10 protein-coding genes are annotated in these 15,514 nt (G+C 45.0%); 9 read left to right on the top strand and 1 reads right to left on the bottom strand.

The annotated features are described in order from the left end of the window. The first annotated feature begins 172 nt into the window (after positions 1–172). The 8 genes from FFM74_RS11850 to FFM74_RS11885 all read left to right on the top strand — a co-directional run bounded on the left by FFM74_RS11850 (position 173) and on the right by FFM74_RS11885 (position 13,823). Entirely contained in the window at positions 173–4,660 is a 4,488-nt protein-coding gene (locus tag FFM74_RS11850; protein ID WP_137626841.1) for a BspA family leucine-rich repeat surface protein, read from the top strand. Between the two features lie 481 nt (positions 4,661–5,141). Further along, the gene (locus FFM74_RS11855; RefSeq protein WP_137626842.1) at positions 5,142–9,242 is read left to right on the top strand and encodes a BspA family leucine-rich repeat surface protein; all 4,101 of its coding nucleotides are present in this window, start codon (positions 5,142–5,144) and stop codon (positions 9,240–9,242) included. A 267-nt stretch (positions 9,243–9,509) separates the two neighbouring features. After that, positions 9,510–9,782 carry a type II toxin-antitoxin system RelB/DinJ family antitoxin gene (locus FFM74_RS11860; protein ID WP_171000732.1) on the top strand — a complete coding sequence of 91 codons (273 nt, stop codon included), beginning with the start codon at positions 9,510–9,512 and terminating at the stop codon, positions 9,780–9,782. Then, the gene (locus FFM74_RS11865) at positions 9,760–10,113 is read left to right on the top strand and encodes a type II toxin-antitoxin system PemK/MazF family toxin (protein ID WP_171000733.1); all 354 of its coding nucleotides are present in this window, start codon (positions 9,760–9,762) and stop codon (positions 10,111–10,113) included. The genes FFM74_RS11860 and FFM74_RS11865 overlap by 23 nt, the downstream gene beginning before the upstream one ends. A 183-nt stretch (positions 10,114–10,296) precedes the next feature. Then, positions 10,297–10,758 carry a PTS glucose transporter subunit IIA gene (locus FFM74_RS11870; RefSeq protein WP_171000734.1) on the top strand — a complete coding sequence of 154 codons (462 nt, stop codon included), beginning with the start codon at positions 10,297–10,299 and terminating at the stop codon, positions 10,756–10,758. Positions 10,759–10,848: 90 nt separating this feature from the next. Further along, positions 10,849–11,307 carry a GNAT family N-acetyltransferase gene (locus tag FFM74_RS11875; RefSeq protein ID WP_137626846.1) on the top strand — a complete coding sequence of 153 codons (459 nt, stop codon included), beginning with the start codon at positions 10,849–10,851 and terminating at the stop codon, positions 11,305–11,307. Positions 11,308–11,459: 152 nt separating this feature from the next. Further along, positions 11,460–12,275, top strand: coding sequence for a zinc ribbon domain-containing protein (locus FFM74_RS11880; RefSeq protein ID WP_137626847.1), 816 nt, complete (start codon positions 11,460–11,462; stop codon positions 12,273–12,275). A gap of 216 nt (positions 12,276–12,491) precedes the next feature. Beyond that, positions 12,492–13,823: an MATE family efflux transporter gene (locus tag FFM74_RS11885; RefSeq protein WP_137626848.1), complete on the top strand. Its 1,332-nt coding sequence runs from the start codon at positions 12,492–12,494 to the stop codon at positions 13,821–13,823. A 92-nt stretch (positions 13,824–13,915) separates the two neighbouring features. Here the strand turns inward: FFM74_RS11885 and scrK are convergent, their stop codons facing one another. Continuing rightward, on the bottom strand, positions 13,916–14,788 hold the full coding sequence (gene scrK, locus FFM74_RS11890) for a fructokinase ScrK (protein WP_137626849.1): 873 nt from the start codon (positions 14,786–14,788) through the stop codon (positions 13,916–13,918). A 249-nt stretch (positions 14,789–15,037) separates the two neighbouring features. On the opposite strand from scrK, the gene FFM74_RS11895 reads away from it, so the two are divergent. Beyond that, positions 15,038–15,400: a hypothetical protein gene (locus FFM74_RS11895; RefSeq protein WP_137626850.1), complete on the top strand. Its 363-nt coding sequence runs from the start codon at positions 15,038–15,040 to the stop codon at positions 15,398–15,400. Positions 15,401–15,514 lie beyond the last annotated feature (114 nt).

Raw genomic sequence — 15,514 nt, forward strand, 5'->3', positions numbered from 1 at the left:
GTCGAAACGCTGATGTGACGGCGTTTGTAGCTTGAATCACTTCTGTTTAAGGCCTACACTATTAAAGATGAATGAAATTAGAGAATTCTAAATAGTTAGTCTATGTCAGCCGTGCGACCAGCCTATCTGTGACCGGTCCTAACGAATTGGCAATAATAAGGAGCGATCAATAATGCGTAAAAATTCAGAAAATAGTCAAAAATTGCACTATAAAATGTATAAAAAAGGCCGTTTCTGGTTATTTGCTGGGGTGTTAGTTATGACAACTTGGCAAGGTAATCAGGCGATTGCGCACGCTGATACCGCAACTGCCGCAAGTAGTAGTGATGAGAGCAGTGCGGTGACGAGTAATACTGCACAGTTAACGGCTAAGACAGTCACTTTGAGTAGCAGTAGTAGTGCGACTAGTTCGCAAGCTGCAACCAGCGCTACTTCAACTAGTTCTGTTGCCAGTGACACTAGTGCGACAAGTGCCGACAACACTAGTACTAGTGTTAGCCATGCAACCGAGACGGGTACCGCAACCAGTGCGACAAAGACAAGCAGCGCTGCCAAAAGTGCTGCAGCGGCAACTACTGAGTCAACAACGACAGCAAGTCAGGCTAACGCGGCCACTAGTACCGCGACGACAGCTGCGACATCTTCAGTAGCAAAACAAACTAATTCTCAAGCAGCTAGCCAAGCAACCACTGATGAGTCAACAAGTGTTTCCCCAGAATCGGCAACAACAGTTGAAGCAACGTCTGATGAAAATTTAGCCAATGATGACAACAGTCTCAACCCAGTTACGGCTGAGATGATGGTCGCGGCGCCGGCAACAACCAGTACTGAACAACAAGTGACAAGTAACCGGGCAATGTTATTACGTGCCGCGGCGGTTGCCGCCGATATTGCGGACGGGACTGATTGGGCTATTGATAGTGCAGGGACGTTGCACCTCAATACGGGTGTCTTGACGGCTAATACTGCGGTTAGCTTGAATGCTGCCTGGACGCCATATGTGTCACAGATTACGGCGATTTCAATTGATACGCCGGTGGCCGCTGGAACGAGTACCGCGAATTTATTCAAAAGGTTAAATCAGGTCAAAACGATTAGTGGTTTATCTAATTTAGACACAAGTTTGACGACTAATTTTGGCGACATGTTTTTCCAAATGACCAATTTAACCAGCTTAGATTTGTCTAGTTTCAAAACGAGCAGTCTGACTAACACGGCGCAAATGTTTTACGGTGATAGTAATTTAACGAGTGTGAACGTTAGCGGATGGGACACAAGTAAAGTCACCAACATGGGCCGGACTTTTGGTAGTTGTTCAAAATTGACCAGTTTAGATTTGTCTAGTTGGGATACGAGTGCGGTCACGAGTATGGGCTCGATGTTTTTCGGCGATAGTGCCTTAACCAGCTTGAATTTAACTGGTTGGCAGACCGCCAATGTGACTGACATGAGTGGGATGTTTACAGCCAATAGCAAACTAACTAGTTTAAATTTAAGCAACTGGGATGTCAGCAAGGTCACGAATATGACGAATATTTTCAACGGCGACAGTTCTTTGATGACTTTGAATGTTGATGGTTGGCAGCTAAACGCTAAAATTACGAGTATGGCTTCATTTTTCGCTGGGTTAAAAAGTTTGACGGAATTAGATGCGAACAATTTTAGTGCGAGTGCTGTGACTGATGTCACGAATCTGTTTAATGGGGATACTGCCTTAACAACTTTGAATGCCAATAATTGGGATTTGAGCAATGTCACAGATCTATCGAATCTATTGGCGGGGCTGACTAACTTAACAACGGTCAACGCGAAAAATTGGCAAGTTGGTAAAGTAACCAGCGTCTTTCAATTGTTTTACACGGATTCAAAGTTAGCAACTGCTGACCTCAGTGGCTGGGATACGAGTAGCTTGACTAATATGCGCGGGGCTTTCAATATGGATTCGAGCATTACTAAACTGGCGCTCGATAATTGGGATACGAGCAAGGTTACCGATATGGGTTATTTGTTTAACCGGAATAGTGCGTTGACAGATTTGAACCTCACCAATTGGGATACTAGTAGCCTAGTGGAAGCTAGTGATATGTTTTATCAGGATAGTAATCTGACCAGTTTGGATGTTGCCAACTGGAATATGAGCAATTTAGTGACTGCTAGTGATATGTTTCATTTTGCAAGTGGGTTAACCACTATTGATGTGGCGAATTGGGATATGAGTCACTTACAAAAGGCTGATAACATGTTTGCCAGTATGACAAGCTTGACCGGTCTTGATACGACAAGTTGGAATTTGAATCAGTTAACCGTCGGCAATGATATGTTCTTTGGTGATGTGAATTTAACCAAACTTGACACAAGTAACTGGGGACTGACCAACTTGCAAAATGCCTTTGCGATGTTTAATAGTGATAAGGCATTAGTGACGTTGGCGACGAGTGCTTGGAATCTCAATAATGTGACCCAGTCAGATTTTATGTTTGCCAATGATCTTAGTCTAACCAACTTAGATGCTAGCAGTTGGGGGCTTAAAAATGATAAGACTGCCACATACATGTTTGAAATGGATCCCAAGCTGAAACAGCTAGCGACTAGCAATTGGGATCTGAATCAAGTTGTTGATGCGAGCTACATGTTTGCGAATGATCCGCTATTAGCTAATCTGGATACGAGTAGCTGGGGCTTGGAAAATCTGACCAATTCCTATGAAATGTTCGCGTTTGATTCAGCATTGACCCTAACGGATACGACGAATTGGAATTTAGCCAAGCTTGTCACGGCGCGAGCGATGTTTTATCACGATACCAGTTTAACGCAACTAAATGCCGAAAATTGGGATATGCGTAGTGTGACGAATGCTGGCAATATGTTTCAAGGTGACACTGCTTTAACGACGATTGGCAACACGGTTAACTGGAATTTGACTAATTTGACGAATGGGACTGATATGTTTTGGCAAGACACCGCGTTAACTAGTTTAGATACGACTAATTGGGGCTTGAACAATTTGGTCCAAGCATGGGCGATGTTTGATCGCTTGACTAGCCTGACCAGTCTCGGCGATACCACTAATTGGAATTTAAGCCAACTTCAAAATGGGAATTCAATGTTTTGGGATATCGGTAACTTGACAAACTTAAATACGACCAATTGGGACTTAAGCAGTTTAACTGATGGCACGTCAATGTTTTCAGGGGATGCTAGTTTGAAAGCCATTGATGCGAGTCAGTGGAAAATCAACGGTGCCGTGCTAGTACCTAAAATGTTCCTAAACGATTCAAGTTTGACGGCTTTAGATTTATCAAACTGGGATTTAACTTCGGCTCCCTCAGTGCTTAATATGTTTGGTAATAATGTCGCGCTCCAACAATTAAAAGTCGGCCCGAAAGTGGTCTTTATCAATGACAGTGGTACTGCGGCGTTACAAGATGCCCCGTTAAATGACACATACACTGGCAAATGGGTGAACCTCGAAGGCCAAACGTTCACGGCGGCTGAATTGATGGCGTTGTATCAAAATACGCCAGCCGCAGTTGCGGACACCTATGTTTGGCAAACGGATCAGACTGCGGTAATGGCGCATGATTCGACTGTTGATCAAAGTGGTCAAAACACTTGGACCGCCGCTGATAACTTTGACAGTGCGACGAATGCGACTGGTCAAGCCTTAACCTTAGCCGATGTAACGGTCACTGGGAGTGTCGATACAACAACCCCCGGGACGTATCAAGTGACTTATCAGTACTTGAATAATGTTGGCAATCCGATTAGTTCAGTGGCGACGATTACCGTGGTTGCCAGCCAAGTTTCAGTCACTGCCCATGATACGACGATTATGCAGGGTCAAGCTTGGAGCGCTGCTGACAACTTTGACAGTGCGACTGATTTTGGTGGCAATGCCGTTGATTTTAGTGATGTCACGGTGACCGGTGCGGATCAAGTTGAAACCCAAACACCAGGGACATATGATGTCAACTACCATTACACGGATGCTGACGGTAATGAGGCAACTAAAGTCGTTATGATTACGGTCAAAGCCAGCCAAGTTTCAGTTGCGGCAACTGATCAAACCGTTACCCAAGGCCAAACTTGGACGGCGGCGGATAGCTTCGTTGGTGCAACAGATGCAGCCGGCAATGCCATTGATCTTAGTCAAGTCACCGTCACTGGTGCGGATCAGGTCAATACGACTGTTCCCGGAACTTATGCCGTGACTTATAGTTACACTGACGCCTATGGCAATACTAAGACGCAAGTCGTGACAATCACGGTTCAGGCCGCAACCACGACAGATAATAATGGGAGTGATATCGGTTCGACGACTGGGGACACAGACACGACCAGCCAAGCGGATACGATTACTACGACGAAAGACCCAACGGCCAGTGCTAAGGACGGGTTATTACGAACGGTTGCAACGGCAGATGTCGTACAACCTACTGCAACGACTACGACTCAAACTAGTGGGACGACAACTCAGGTCGCGGCAATGCAGCCTAAGTTGCAAGCCACCAGCTCAGCACCAAAAGCGGCGAGCGACCAAGCTAAAAAATTACCACAAACCAACGAAAGCTCCGCAGATAGTGCCGTTATTTTAGGTGCCATCATGTTAAGCATGACCGGGTTGTTCAGTTTCTTCAATAAAAAACGGCGGACAAGATAACGCCGGTTCAACAAGACGCTTCACTTTTAATAGTGGGGCGTCTTTTGTTTTGGGCGATTGTAAGTAAAGTTAGTAAATTTGATCAAAATTGTGATCATGGTTAAACACGTCAACTATATTGCCGAAATTAGTATGCTTCAATGCCTTAATCAGTTATAACTAATCATAATGTTTATTATGATCGACCGAAAAGTAACTCGGCGATTTTTCGGTTGTTTTGTTACGATTTATTTTAAATCAATAATAACTATTAATGGGGACATAATAGCGGTCAAAAAAATAGTGTTTCAATTAGCCATTGTATTACAGCTGTGTATAAATCACAACCCACTACAAATGCTGATACTAAGGCATTCCTTAATTTGATTCTTTATAGTATAGGGGATACACTATTAATGACGATAAATGTATATGAGTGATAATTGAAAATCAAATCCGCGAGAATTTTAACCGATCGGTAGCGGTAAGGAGTGAGTTTACGATGAGTCAGAAAACACAAGTATCAGCCGAACATTACAAAATGTATAAAAAGGGCCGTTTTTGGTTATTTGCAGGTGTGCTAGTAATGACTACTTGGCAAGGTAATCAGATGATTTCCCATGCCGACGAGACGGGGACAAGTAACACAGCAGAGACGACGCCGGTAGTGACTTCGGCTGCTGCTCAGTTAACCGATCAGTCGGTGACGCTAAGTGCAGGTTCGGCTAGTTCAGCGGCTACTGAAAGCGCTGTCTCGGCCAGTGAGTCAACGACAACTAGCGCGACCAGTGACAGCCAAGCGTCAACCAGTGCAACAGCTGAGGTCAGTCAAGCTAGTCAGGCAACGGCGTCAACTGCTGCACAGCTAGCCAACAGTGTCGCCACTGAAGTTAGTTCGGCTGCCGAAGTGACTAAGTCAGGGACGACTGTCGCAGCACAAAGTCAGGTTGCCGGATCGGAGACGACAACGGTGGCAAGTTCTGCGGCTCCAACTAATAGTGCTGCTTCGCAAGCAGATCAGACGGTGACCGATGATTTGGCAGTTACGGCGGCCGTCGATGACGTTACCACTCTCGAAGCGCCTACGACTACGGCTGTCAATAAGTCAGTTACTACGGATGAGAACGTGGTTGCGCCGTCAACAACCACGACTGATCAAAAGGTAACCGCTCAGCGGACGATGGTGATGCGCGCCGCCGTCACCGCCGCTGATATTGCTGCTGGTGATGGTTGGAATATTGATAGTAATGGCGTCTTGCACATTTTAAGTGGTGCCAATTTATCCAGCAATGTGACGCTGAATGCGCAGTGGTTAGCTAATGCTAGTGCGATTACGTCGATTGTTTTTGACGGACCTGTAACGGCAGGAGCAAGTACCGGGAATTTATTCAAAGGGTTAAGCAATGTGACTACAATTACTGGCTTAGCTAATTTAGATACTAGCAAAACGACTAACTTTGGCGCCATGTTTTCAGGAATGTCCAGTTTAACTAACTTGGATTTATCGTCCTTTAATACGAGTTCAGCGACTAATCTTGCCCAACTGGTTTATGGCGATAGCGCGTTGACTAGTCTAAACGTGAGTGGTTGGGATACGAGCAAAGTCACCAATATGGGGAGTGTCTTTAATGGCCTAAAATCGTTGACTAGTTTAGACCTCTCCAGTTGGAATACGAGCGCGGCGACGACCACGAACTCGATGTTTAGCGGGGATAGTAGCTTGACTAGCTTGAATTTGAGCGGTTGGGATACTAGCAACGTGAAGAACATGGGCGGCATGTTTTCTGGTGACACGAGCTTAGCCAGTTTAGATTTAAGCAGTTTTAACACTGATAAAGTCACTGATATGAATACAATGTTTACCAATGATAAAAGTCTACAAACGATTAATTTTGGGACAAATTGGGATACGGCCAATGTTACGAATATGGTCAACATGTTCAAAAGTAATAGTGCGCTAACTAGCCTAGATTTGAGCAGTTGGGATATGCATAATGTGACTAACATTAGCACGATGTTTTTGAATGATACGGCGCTGAAAACCCTAAATGTGAGCGGCTGGCAACTTAATTCAAGTATTACGAGTTTAGCGTCTTTCTTCGCCGGTCTAACGAGTTTGACCGATTTAACGGCTGATAACTTTAATGCCAGTAGCGTCACTGATGTCAGCAACTTAGTCAAAGGTGATACGCAACTGGTAACGCTGAATGCTGCCAATTGGGATTTGAGCAGTTTGACTGATTTAACGGCGTTGTTTAAGCAGTTGCCAGCGTTAACGACAGTCGTGGCGCCAAATTGGAAAATCGGGCAAGTCACGAGCGTGTATCAGCTATTTATGATGGATGCCAATTTGACGTCTGCGGATCTAAGCGGTTGGCAGACGGGCAGTTTGACAACGACTAGATCACTATTTTATCAGGATGCTAACCTCACGACTGCGAATTTGGCAAATTGGGATATGAGTCATGTCACCAACATGCACCAGATGTTTAACCAAGACACAGCGCTAAGTCAGTTAGATCTTTCAAATTGGGATACGAGCAGTCTCACGGATGCTGGTGCCATGTTCTACCAAGATAGTAGTTTGACGACTTTAGATGTGGCTAACTGGGATACCAGCAAGTTAAGTGCCGCAGATGGCATGTTTAGCAGTATGACGAATTTGGCAACCTTGGACGTTTCTAAGTGGAATACGAGTCAGCTAACCAATGGTGTTGACATGTTTTACATGGACCTCGGTTTGACGACTTTAGATATAGCCAATTGGGACGTTGGTAATCTCGTCAATGGCTTTGCGATGTTTAATGGAATTCCGAAAGTGACAGTGTTAGATGTTTCCAAATGGCGCCCAGTGAACCTTCAAAATGCCGGCTACATGTTTTCGCTGAATTCTGGTGTGACTACGTATGACTTATCCAATTGGGGTGCATATCAGATTACGACGATGGCACATATGTTTGATACTAATACTGCGCTGACATCACTCGACCTATCCGGGGTTGATATGTCTAATGTCACCGATGTTAATATGATGCTGATTTACACGAATGCACTGAAAAAATTAACGTTGGGTACCGAGAATAAATTTAATTTCGCGTCAGCGGGGACCTATTTGCCTGAAATTCAGCCGACAGCCGGGATTGGTGGTTATACTGGTTACTGGGTTGATAGTAAAGGAAATATGTACACATCAACGCAATTAATGGCGCAATATAACGGGGCAACCATGGCGGATACGTATGTCTGGCAAACGCGGCAAACTACCTTGAACGTTCATGATTCCACTGTTGATCAAACGGGGACAAATCACTGGCAATTGGCAGACAACTTCACTGATGGCACTGACATCAATGGGAACGCGTTGACGAGTACCGATGTTGAAGTTGTTGATGGCACAGTTGATACAACGACTCCTGGCACTTATACGGTGACTTATCGTTATACCGATGCAGCTAATTATGCCGTGACGGCGGTGGCAACGATTACGGTAGTTGCTAGCAAGGTAGCCGTTGAGGCGCATGATACCACGGTAATGCAAGGTCAAACTTGGGATGCGCAAGACAGCTTTGATCAGGCGCTTGACTTCGATGGGCAATCCGTTGATTTTAAGGACGTGACGGTAACTGGCGCGGATGCAGTAAAACCCAATGTTCCTGGCGATTATCAAGTGACTTACAGTTATACGGATGCAAATGGCAATGTCGATAGCAAGACGATTACTGTGGCGGTTGCAAAATCAGCGGTGGCCGTCAATGCCAACGATACAACGATTACACAAGGCGAAGCTTGGACCGCGGCTGACAGTTTTGAAGGCGCCACCGACGCTGATGGCAATGCGGTTGATTTCAGCGATGTCACAGTGACTGGGGCAGATGCCGTTAATAACCAAGTGCCAGGAACTTATCAAGTGACTTACAGTTATACGGATGCTTATGGCAATGTTGCCGAAAAGACGATTACGGTGACAGTGGCTGCTAGTCAACTTGGGTTGGATGTCAAAGATGTGACCGTTCAACAAGGGTCGTCATGGACCGCAGCGGATAGTTTTGTCACTGCCACGGATGAAAACGGACAGCCCGTAGACTTTGCTAATGTGACGGTAACTGGTGATGATGCGGTTGATACGACGACTCCTGGCAGTTATCAAGTCAATTACAGCTATACGGATAAGTTTGGCAATACCGTAACGAAGACGGCAACGGTGACAGTTGTCGCTGACAATAATACGGATAACGGTGACGATGGTGATCCTGATGAAATTGATCCTGGGACTGACCCTGACACTAGTACCAGCACCGACACTGGTAATACGGACGGTAATGGGACAACGAACAGTTCGAACAATAACGGCCAAGCTGATACGATTATTGACTCAACTAGTTCTCGAACTGGGACGACGATGAAACCAATGACGAGTCGGCCAACCACAAGTCAAGGGTTGCCAAAATCATTATCGACCACTAAGACGTCTGCTGATAAGGCCAATACTTTGCCACAAACTGATGACCAGCGTGCCAGAGGCGCAATTTTACTGGGCGTAGCGTTATTGAGTTTGACGACGGCACTAGCTTTCTTTGGGAAGAAACATTGGATTGAAAAATAAGTTCAGGCAATAAAAAATGATGCCACTTCTGAGATTTAGGAGTGGTATTTTTTGTGATTGAGAAAGTGTGTGACAGTCTAATTGTTGTGATGATGTTAATTTTGTTTAGTTTTTGTAAACGCGAACAAATGTTCTTTGAATAGTGTTATCTTTAAATAGTACCATCAGAAGATTTACCGAGTAAGTGTTAATCAACTTGCCCGTATAGCACTCAATACTACAACGTTGTATTTATAAAGTGTTACAATGTGTGTAGAGGTGATGATAATGTCAAAAGATACCACGTTAACAATTAGGTTAAACAAAGATGTTAAGGCACACGCTTCGGAAGTTGCCGCTGGCATGGGGATTGACTTGAGTACGGCAGTCAATATGTTTCTGGTCGAACTAACTAAAACGAACGAATTGCCGTTTGTTCCGACCGGTAAGTCAAACTTTCCAGATATTTGGAACGATGATCCAAAAGACATTGCGGCATTTAATCAGCAGATTGGCATCATGGCTGATGGGGTGTCACATGGCGGAGAGAACACGGATTAAACAAGATCTGCTTTGTTGGGTCGATGCTGAGCCGTATGCTGGGCATGAGGAAGGCGGTCACAGTCACTTCGCGGGTAATATTAGACGTCCGGTGGTTGTCGTTTCAAATGAACAATACAATCTATCTGGGATGGCAATTGTTTTTCCCGTGATTTCTAAGAAACAGCACAGTCGTTACTTGTTGCCGGTAATGGCAAAACGACCATCGAGTATTATTTTAACGCAGGTGTTAGGTTACGATATGATTACAAGAAACGCGACTGATATGGGCGTGAGTGTCTCTAAATTACAGTTGGACTATTTGAGAAAAATTATTCAGCGACTGTTATAAGCTAAAACTAGTCTGCCATAAATTTGGTGGGCTATTTATTTTGTCAAAAAAACTTTTTCAAATCGCCTTGACTTGAAACCCGTTCGATAAGTTACAGTAAGGATGAATTAAGAAAGCGCTTAATAAATTGATGATACTGGTGGCCACCGGTAATTGAACCCTGACTTAATGGAGGTCTTTATGATGATGAAATTATTCCAACGTAAACACACAATTACTTTAGCCGCACCAGTCAATGGCATGTACGTTGACTTACGTAAAGCTGGTGACACCGCTGTGACAGCGGGATTCGCCATCGAACCAATGGAAGGCGAGATTCATGCACCAATCGCGGGTCAAATTACCAAAGTCACGGATCAAACGGTGACAATTGCAGCCGATTTTGGTTGCGAGTATCTTGTTCAAGTCGGGACGATTGCTGACGCATTAGATCCACAAGTGGTTAATTGGCAAGTCGCTGTCGGCGATGCCGTTGCCCCAGATGTCATTTTAGCAACGGCGTCGATTGATGCCATTCATGCTGCGAACCAGTCCGCATTGGTGACTTGCGGTTTAATCAACAAGCAAGCCGACGACTTTGAAATCAGTCAGACCGGGTTGGTTTCACAAGGCAACAACTTAGCGACACTTAAAGTTAAAGCTTAAAAACCGGAAAGTCGACGAAATGTCGGCTTTTTTTGTTAAAATGACTTAGTTAGCTTTTATCTGGTCATCTTAGTTAAAACGGGGGAATCTATGAAAATTCGAAACTATCAATCAACCGACATATTGGCGATTCGACGCCTATTTAAAAGAACTGTCTTGCAAATTAATGCCGCCGATTATACGCCTCAACAACTAACTGCTTGGATTGGACCAGATAATGAGCAAGTTGCAGCTGCATGGCAAAAATCGCTGGCGGCGCATACTGCCTTAGTTGCGGTCCAAGCAGATCAGATTGTTGGGTTTGCGGATATGAGTGCCAGCGGTTATTTGGACCGATTGTATGTCGATGCCGATTGTCAACGGCAAGGCATTGCAACGACTTTAGTTGCCGAGCTGGAGTCCCAAGTTGATTGCGAGCGTTACACAACGGCTGCGTCGATTACAGCCCGACCGTTTTTTGAAAGTCGCGGGTATCAAGTAGTCCAAGCACAATGCGTCGTGCGAGCTGGTATTCAGATGACTAATTATTTAATGGCAAAACCTGGTTAAGTTGTGCCACAGTTTAAGCTGTTTATTTTTGGTTAGCCGGTCTTTCTGGGCATTAGCGATTATCGCACTGTACTTAGGACGACCAAATTCGGTATACTTGGGTTATTATTAGCAGACGAGTTTAAACTTGTAAATAGGCAGGAAGTGATCAGATGCGGCAATGTCCAAATTGTGGCACACGCAACACTAAAACAGCGCAGTTTTGTGTCAGTTGTGGCACATCATTACAAAATCAACCAGAAATGCCAACTTGCCCCAAATGTGGCCAACCGGTTTCAGCAAAGAGTCGGTTTTGTGAGCATTGTGGGTATCAGTTAAGCACGACAACCTCACAGGCGACGGCTAGTCAGGGACGATCAAGTCGAAAACCACCTAAACGTCCGGTTTGGCCAAAAGTGGTGACTGGGTTAGTGGTTGGTTTGATTATTGTGATGGCGGCCTTTGGCTGGTTGATGTATCGCCGGACTCAAATTAATACCCAAAATGAGCAACGGGTGGCACAGGAACAATCTTCCAAGGCGCAACAAGCTTCCGCTGAGCGATTAAAAGCCGCCAAGGCGTCATCGGCTGCGGAACGTGAGTCCAATAGTCGCGCAACTTCTAGCCGACAGGAATCGCTCGCTGAGTCAGCGTCAAGTTCGGCAGCGGCAGAATCTTCAAAACAGGCGGAATCGTCAAGAAAAGCCGACTCAGACAGCGTTAGTGCGGCTAGTTCTGAATCAGCTGCAACTATGGCCAAGTCATTACGTCGCATGTTGGTTGACGACTTTGACTGTGATCAGGCCGCCGTGGCGGCAATCCCGGACAAGGTGCTGGCTAATATGTTGTTAGCATCTAGTAAGGCCGGCGAAGATATCGGTGGCTTTTACAATCGGGTCAAAGCACGCTATCCCAAGATTGGTGGCAACATTCTAGGGCCGGACGCCACTAGCAGTGATCAAAATGTGGACGCTGATTCGGGAAGCTAAAAGTCCGCAGTGAATTTTATGAAATTATTTGTTAAACTAAAACTATCAGCTTTATCAGAACAGCAACGCTGATGATTAGGGTCGTTGCGCAAGTCTAGTTAGGCATTAGAACAAAAGCAATCCAGTTGAAAAACGCACTTTCTGTGGATCAGGCCAAGTTTGACAAAACCTAGAGGCCTTCACGCCAATCCAAACTATTTGTTGGGGGAAGTCACGATGGAAGAACTATTCGTTAAAAAGCCGATTCCACAGGCTTATTTTCAACTGGCCTTACCAGTTGTTTTCGGGATGTTAGCCAGTATGATTTATAATCTGGCTGACACCTTTTTTGTCTCGCAAACGCAGAATACCGCGTTGGTCGCTGGCGTAGCGCTTTGTACGCCATTATTTTCATTTATGTTGGCGATTGGGGATATTTTTGGGCTCGGTGGGAGTGCCCTGATGTCACGCCTACTGGGTAAACAAGATACGGCGACCAGCCGACGTGTCAGTAGTTTTAGTGTCTATGCTGGGATTGCCACGGGACTAATCGTAACGGCGTTATTACTAGTATTTGAACGCCAAATTTTAATGCTATTTGGCGCCACTAGTGAAACTTATCGCTATGCGGCCCAGTTCTATCGGATTATGGCATTAGGCGCGAGTTTTATTATTTTTTCGTTGATTCCAAGCAACATGATTCGAACGGAAGGCTTAGCCAATCAGTCGATGATTGCGACCGTCGCGGGGACGGCCGTGACGATTGTTTTGGACCCAATCTTTATCTTTCCACTGGGTCTGGGTGCGGCTGGTGCTGCACTTGCAACGGTCATTGGGTATGCGTTGACGGATGCGATTTTGGTATTCTTCGTCTTAACGAAATGTCAGGTAAATAGCGTTAGTTGGCAACAACGGCAGCTGAGTGGCAGCTTGATTAAGGCCATTCTGTTGATTGGCATACCCGCTTCCATTACAAATTTAATGCAGAGTTTTGGAACGGCATTGTTGAATAACTATCTTGCTCACTATGGCGCGAGCCAAGTGGCGGCATTTGGGATTGCCAGCAAAATTTACATGATTGTCATGTTGCTCATCGTGGGTTTCGCGTTTGGCGTGCAGCCGATGATTGGCTATAATTTTGGTGCACGAGAATTTAAACGGCTTAAACAGATTATTCGTTTTGATTTGTTTGTAGAGGCTGGCTTAGCCTTTGTTTTGGCGATTATCTTGATGATCTTTGCACCAACCGTTGTCAGTTGGTTCATGCCACAGGTTGCGATTGTCCGGGCGGGGAGCCTATTACTCCGAAGCTTACTTAGCACGACGCCTTTGATTGGCGTGATCCTCGTATTCACGACCGTTTTTCAATCAACTGGGCAGGCACTCGGGGCGTTTATCATGTCGATTGCGCGCCAAGGGGTGGTCTTCTTAGTGGTAATTGTCATCGCTGATCGCCTATTTGGTTACTTAGGGGTTGTCTGGGCGCAACCGATGGCGGACATCATCACCGTTTTAATCGGGTTTGGATTCTATCATTGGAAATTTAAGCCGTTATTGGCAACAACGTAAGTCAGTTAGTCTTTTCGTCAGAATCGAAAAAGCAGTTTGCCATTACGCGTGTGACTAGCGTAATGACAAACTGCTTTTTGAAAATAAAAATCTTATTTTTGTAACTCGCGAATAGCTAAGGCAAAGTCGCCAAGGGTGGCGGAACCATTGTCTTTTACGACTGGCATGGTAATGTACTTGTCCAAGTCGGGCACTTCAACGTAATCATTCAAGAGCGTCTTGAATTGGTCACGTACTTTGACTAGGAACGGTTCACTAACGACACCACCGCCAAAGACGATTTTTTCAGGCCGTAAAATTAAGGTTGATTGGATCGCGGCTTGAGCGACATAGTAAGCCATGATATCCCAAGTGTGATCGCTCATTGGCACGTCTTTGCCGGGTTTGCCGAGCCGGGCGTCAAAAGTTGGTCCGGCGACGAGTCCTTCAAGACAATCGCCATGAAATGGGCAAACGCCTTTGAAATCTAGGTCATCTGGGTGACGTTTGAGTAAGGTGTGGCCCATTTCAGGATGCCCCATCCCGCCAACAAATTTACCATCGGCGATGGCGCCAGCACCAACGCCGGTACCAATCGTGTAATAGACTAAAGAGCTGATCTTTTCGTTGGCTAGTGTTGACATGACGTATTCGCCATAGGCTGAGCCGTTTACATCGGTTGTCCAGAACATTGGGATGTTGAGGGCCTGCTTGAGTGTGCCTAAAAAGTCGGTATCACGCCAACCAGGTTTAGGCGTTGAGGTGATATAGCCATACTTTGGTGAATTCTTGCGTAATTCGATTGGCCCAAATGAGGCAATCCCTAAAGCTTTAATATCAAATTGCTTAAAATAATCAATCGCTTTTTGTAATGTTTCTGCTGGTGTCGTGGTTGGAAAATGAACACTATCCTTGATACGGTAGTCTTCGTCACCCACGGCACAAACGAATTTTGTGCCACCTGCTTCAATACTTCCTACTAGCAATATAAAATTCCTCCTATGATGAAAATCTGCAATCGCTTTCAATGACTTAAGATACCATTATGAAAACCGGGCGTCAATCGCAATTATGGCTGGAACGGCTTTTAACCGGTTGTTTTTTCATCAAAGTCACCATTTTTAAGCAGTCTTCGGAATTTTTGACTGGCACTAACTGTTAGCTTCCTGTTACTATAATGATAAGGATTTTTAATGGATTGGCATGACTTAATTCAAGTGGAAAGGCGCGTTAAGATGACTTTTGCAGATTGGTTTAATTTTAAAGGACGGGTGAAACAAGACCAGGTACTGGTTAAAACTGTCGATGGCCAGCAGGATACTAAGGTTGTTCGTGGCTCATTCAACTGGTTAGCATTCTTATTTACTTGGTTCTTTGCATTATTTAGTTTTCGTTATCGGACGCCATTTTTTATTGTTAAAGCGTTGGTGCCGTTCATGGCATTGATGACGATTAACCTGTTGACACAGGCACTATTTAGTACCAATGTTCAACTCGTGATTAATATCTTAGGCGCAGTATGGTATGGTGCGATGTTTAATACCTGGTTCCGCAATCAGTTGTTAGTGAATGGGTATCAGTTGCAAAAAGCTGAATAATAAGAAACTACAAGCAGTTTTGTCGCAGAGACCAGCTTAAAAAATGGCTCTTTGTCAACTGTTGTTGGTAATCAGCTATCATTAGCGCCCAGCCGCCCCGTGGCTGGGCGCTTT

Origin of the sequence: Lactiplantibacillus pingfangensis, from assembly GCF_005404945.1 — a bacterium.
GTDB classification, from domain to species: domain Bacteria; phylum Bacillota; class Bacilli; order Lactobacillales; family Lactobacillaceae; genus Lactiplantibacillus; species Lactiplantibacillus pingfangensis.

Excerpts from the sequence above, each read along its gene's own strand:
- FFM74_RS11885 (WP_137626848.1), top strand. The coding sequence starts at position 12,492 with ATGGAAGAACTATTCGTTAAAAAGCCGATTCCACAGGCTTATTTTCAA.
- FFM74_RS11860 (WP_171000732.1), top strand. The coding sequence starts at position 9,510 with ATGTCAAAAGATACCACGTTAACAATTAGGTTAAACAAAGATGTTAAG.
- FFM74_RS11850 (WP_137626841.1), top strand. The coding sequence starts at position 173 with ATGCGTAAAAATTCAGAAAATAGTCAAAAATTGCACTATAAAATGTAT.
- FFM74_RS11895 (WP_137626850.1), top strand. The coding sequence starts at position 15,038 with ATGACTTTTGCAGATTGGTTTAATTTTAAAGGACGGGTGAAACAAGAC.
- FFM74_RS11870 (WP_171000734.1), top strand. The coding sequence starts at position 10,297 with ATGATGAAATTATTCCAACGTAAACACACAATTACTTTAGCCGCACCA.
- FFM74_RS11865 (WP_171000733.1), top strand. The coding sequence starts at position 9,760 with ATGGCGGAGAGAACACGGATTAAACAAGATCTGCTTTGTTGGGTCGAT.
- FFM74_RS11875 (WP_137626846.1), top strand. The coding sequence starts at position 10,849 with ATGAAAATTCGAAACTATCAATCAACCGACATATTGGCGATTCGACGC.
- FFM74_RS11880 (WP_137626847.1), top strand. The coding sequence starts at position 11,460 with ATGCGGCAATGTCCAAATTGTGGCACACGCAACACTAAAACAGCGCAG.
- FFM74_RS11855 (WP_137626842.1), top strand. The coding sequence starts at position 5,142 with ATGAGTCAGAAAACACAAGTATCAGCCGAACATTACAAAATGTATAAA.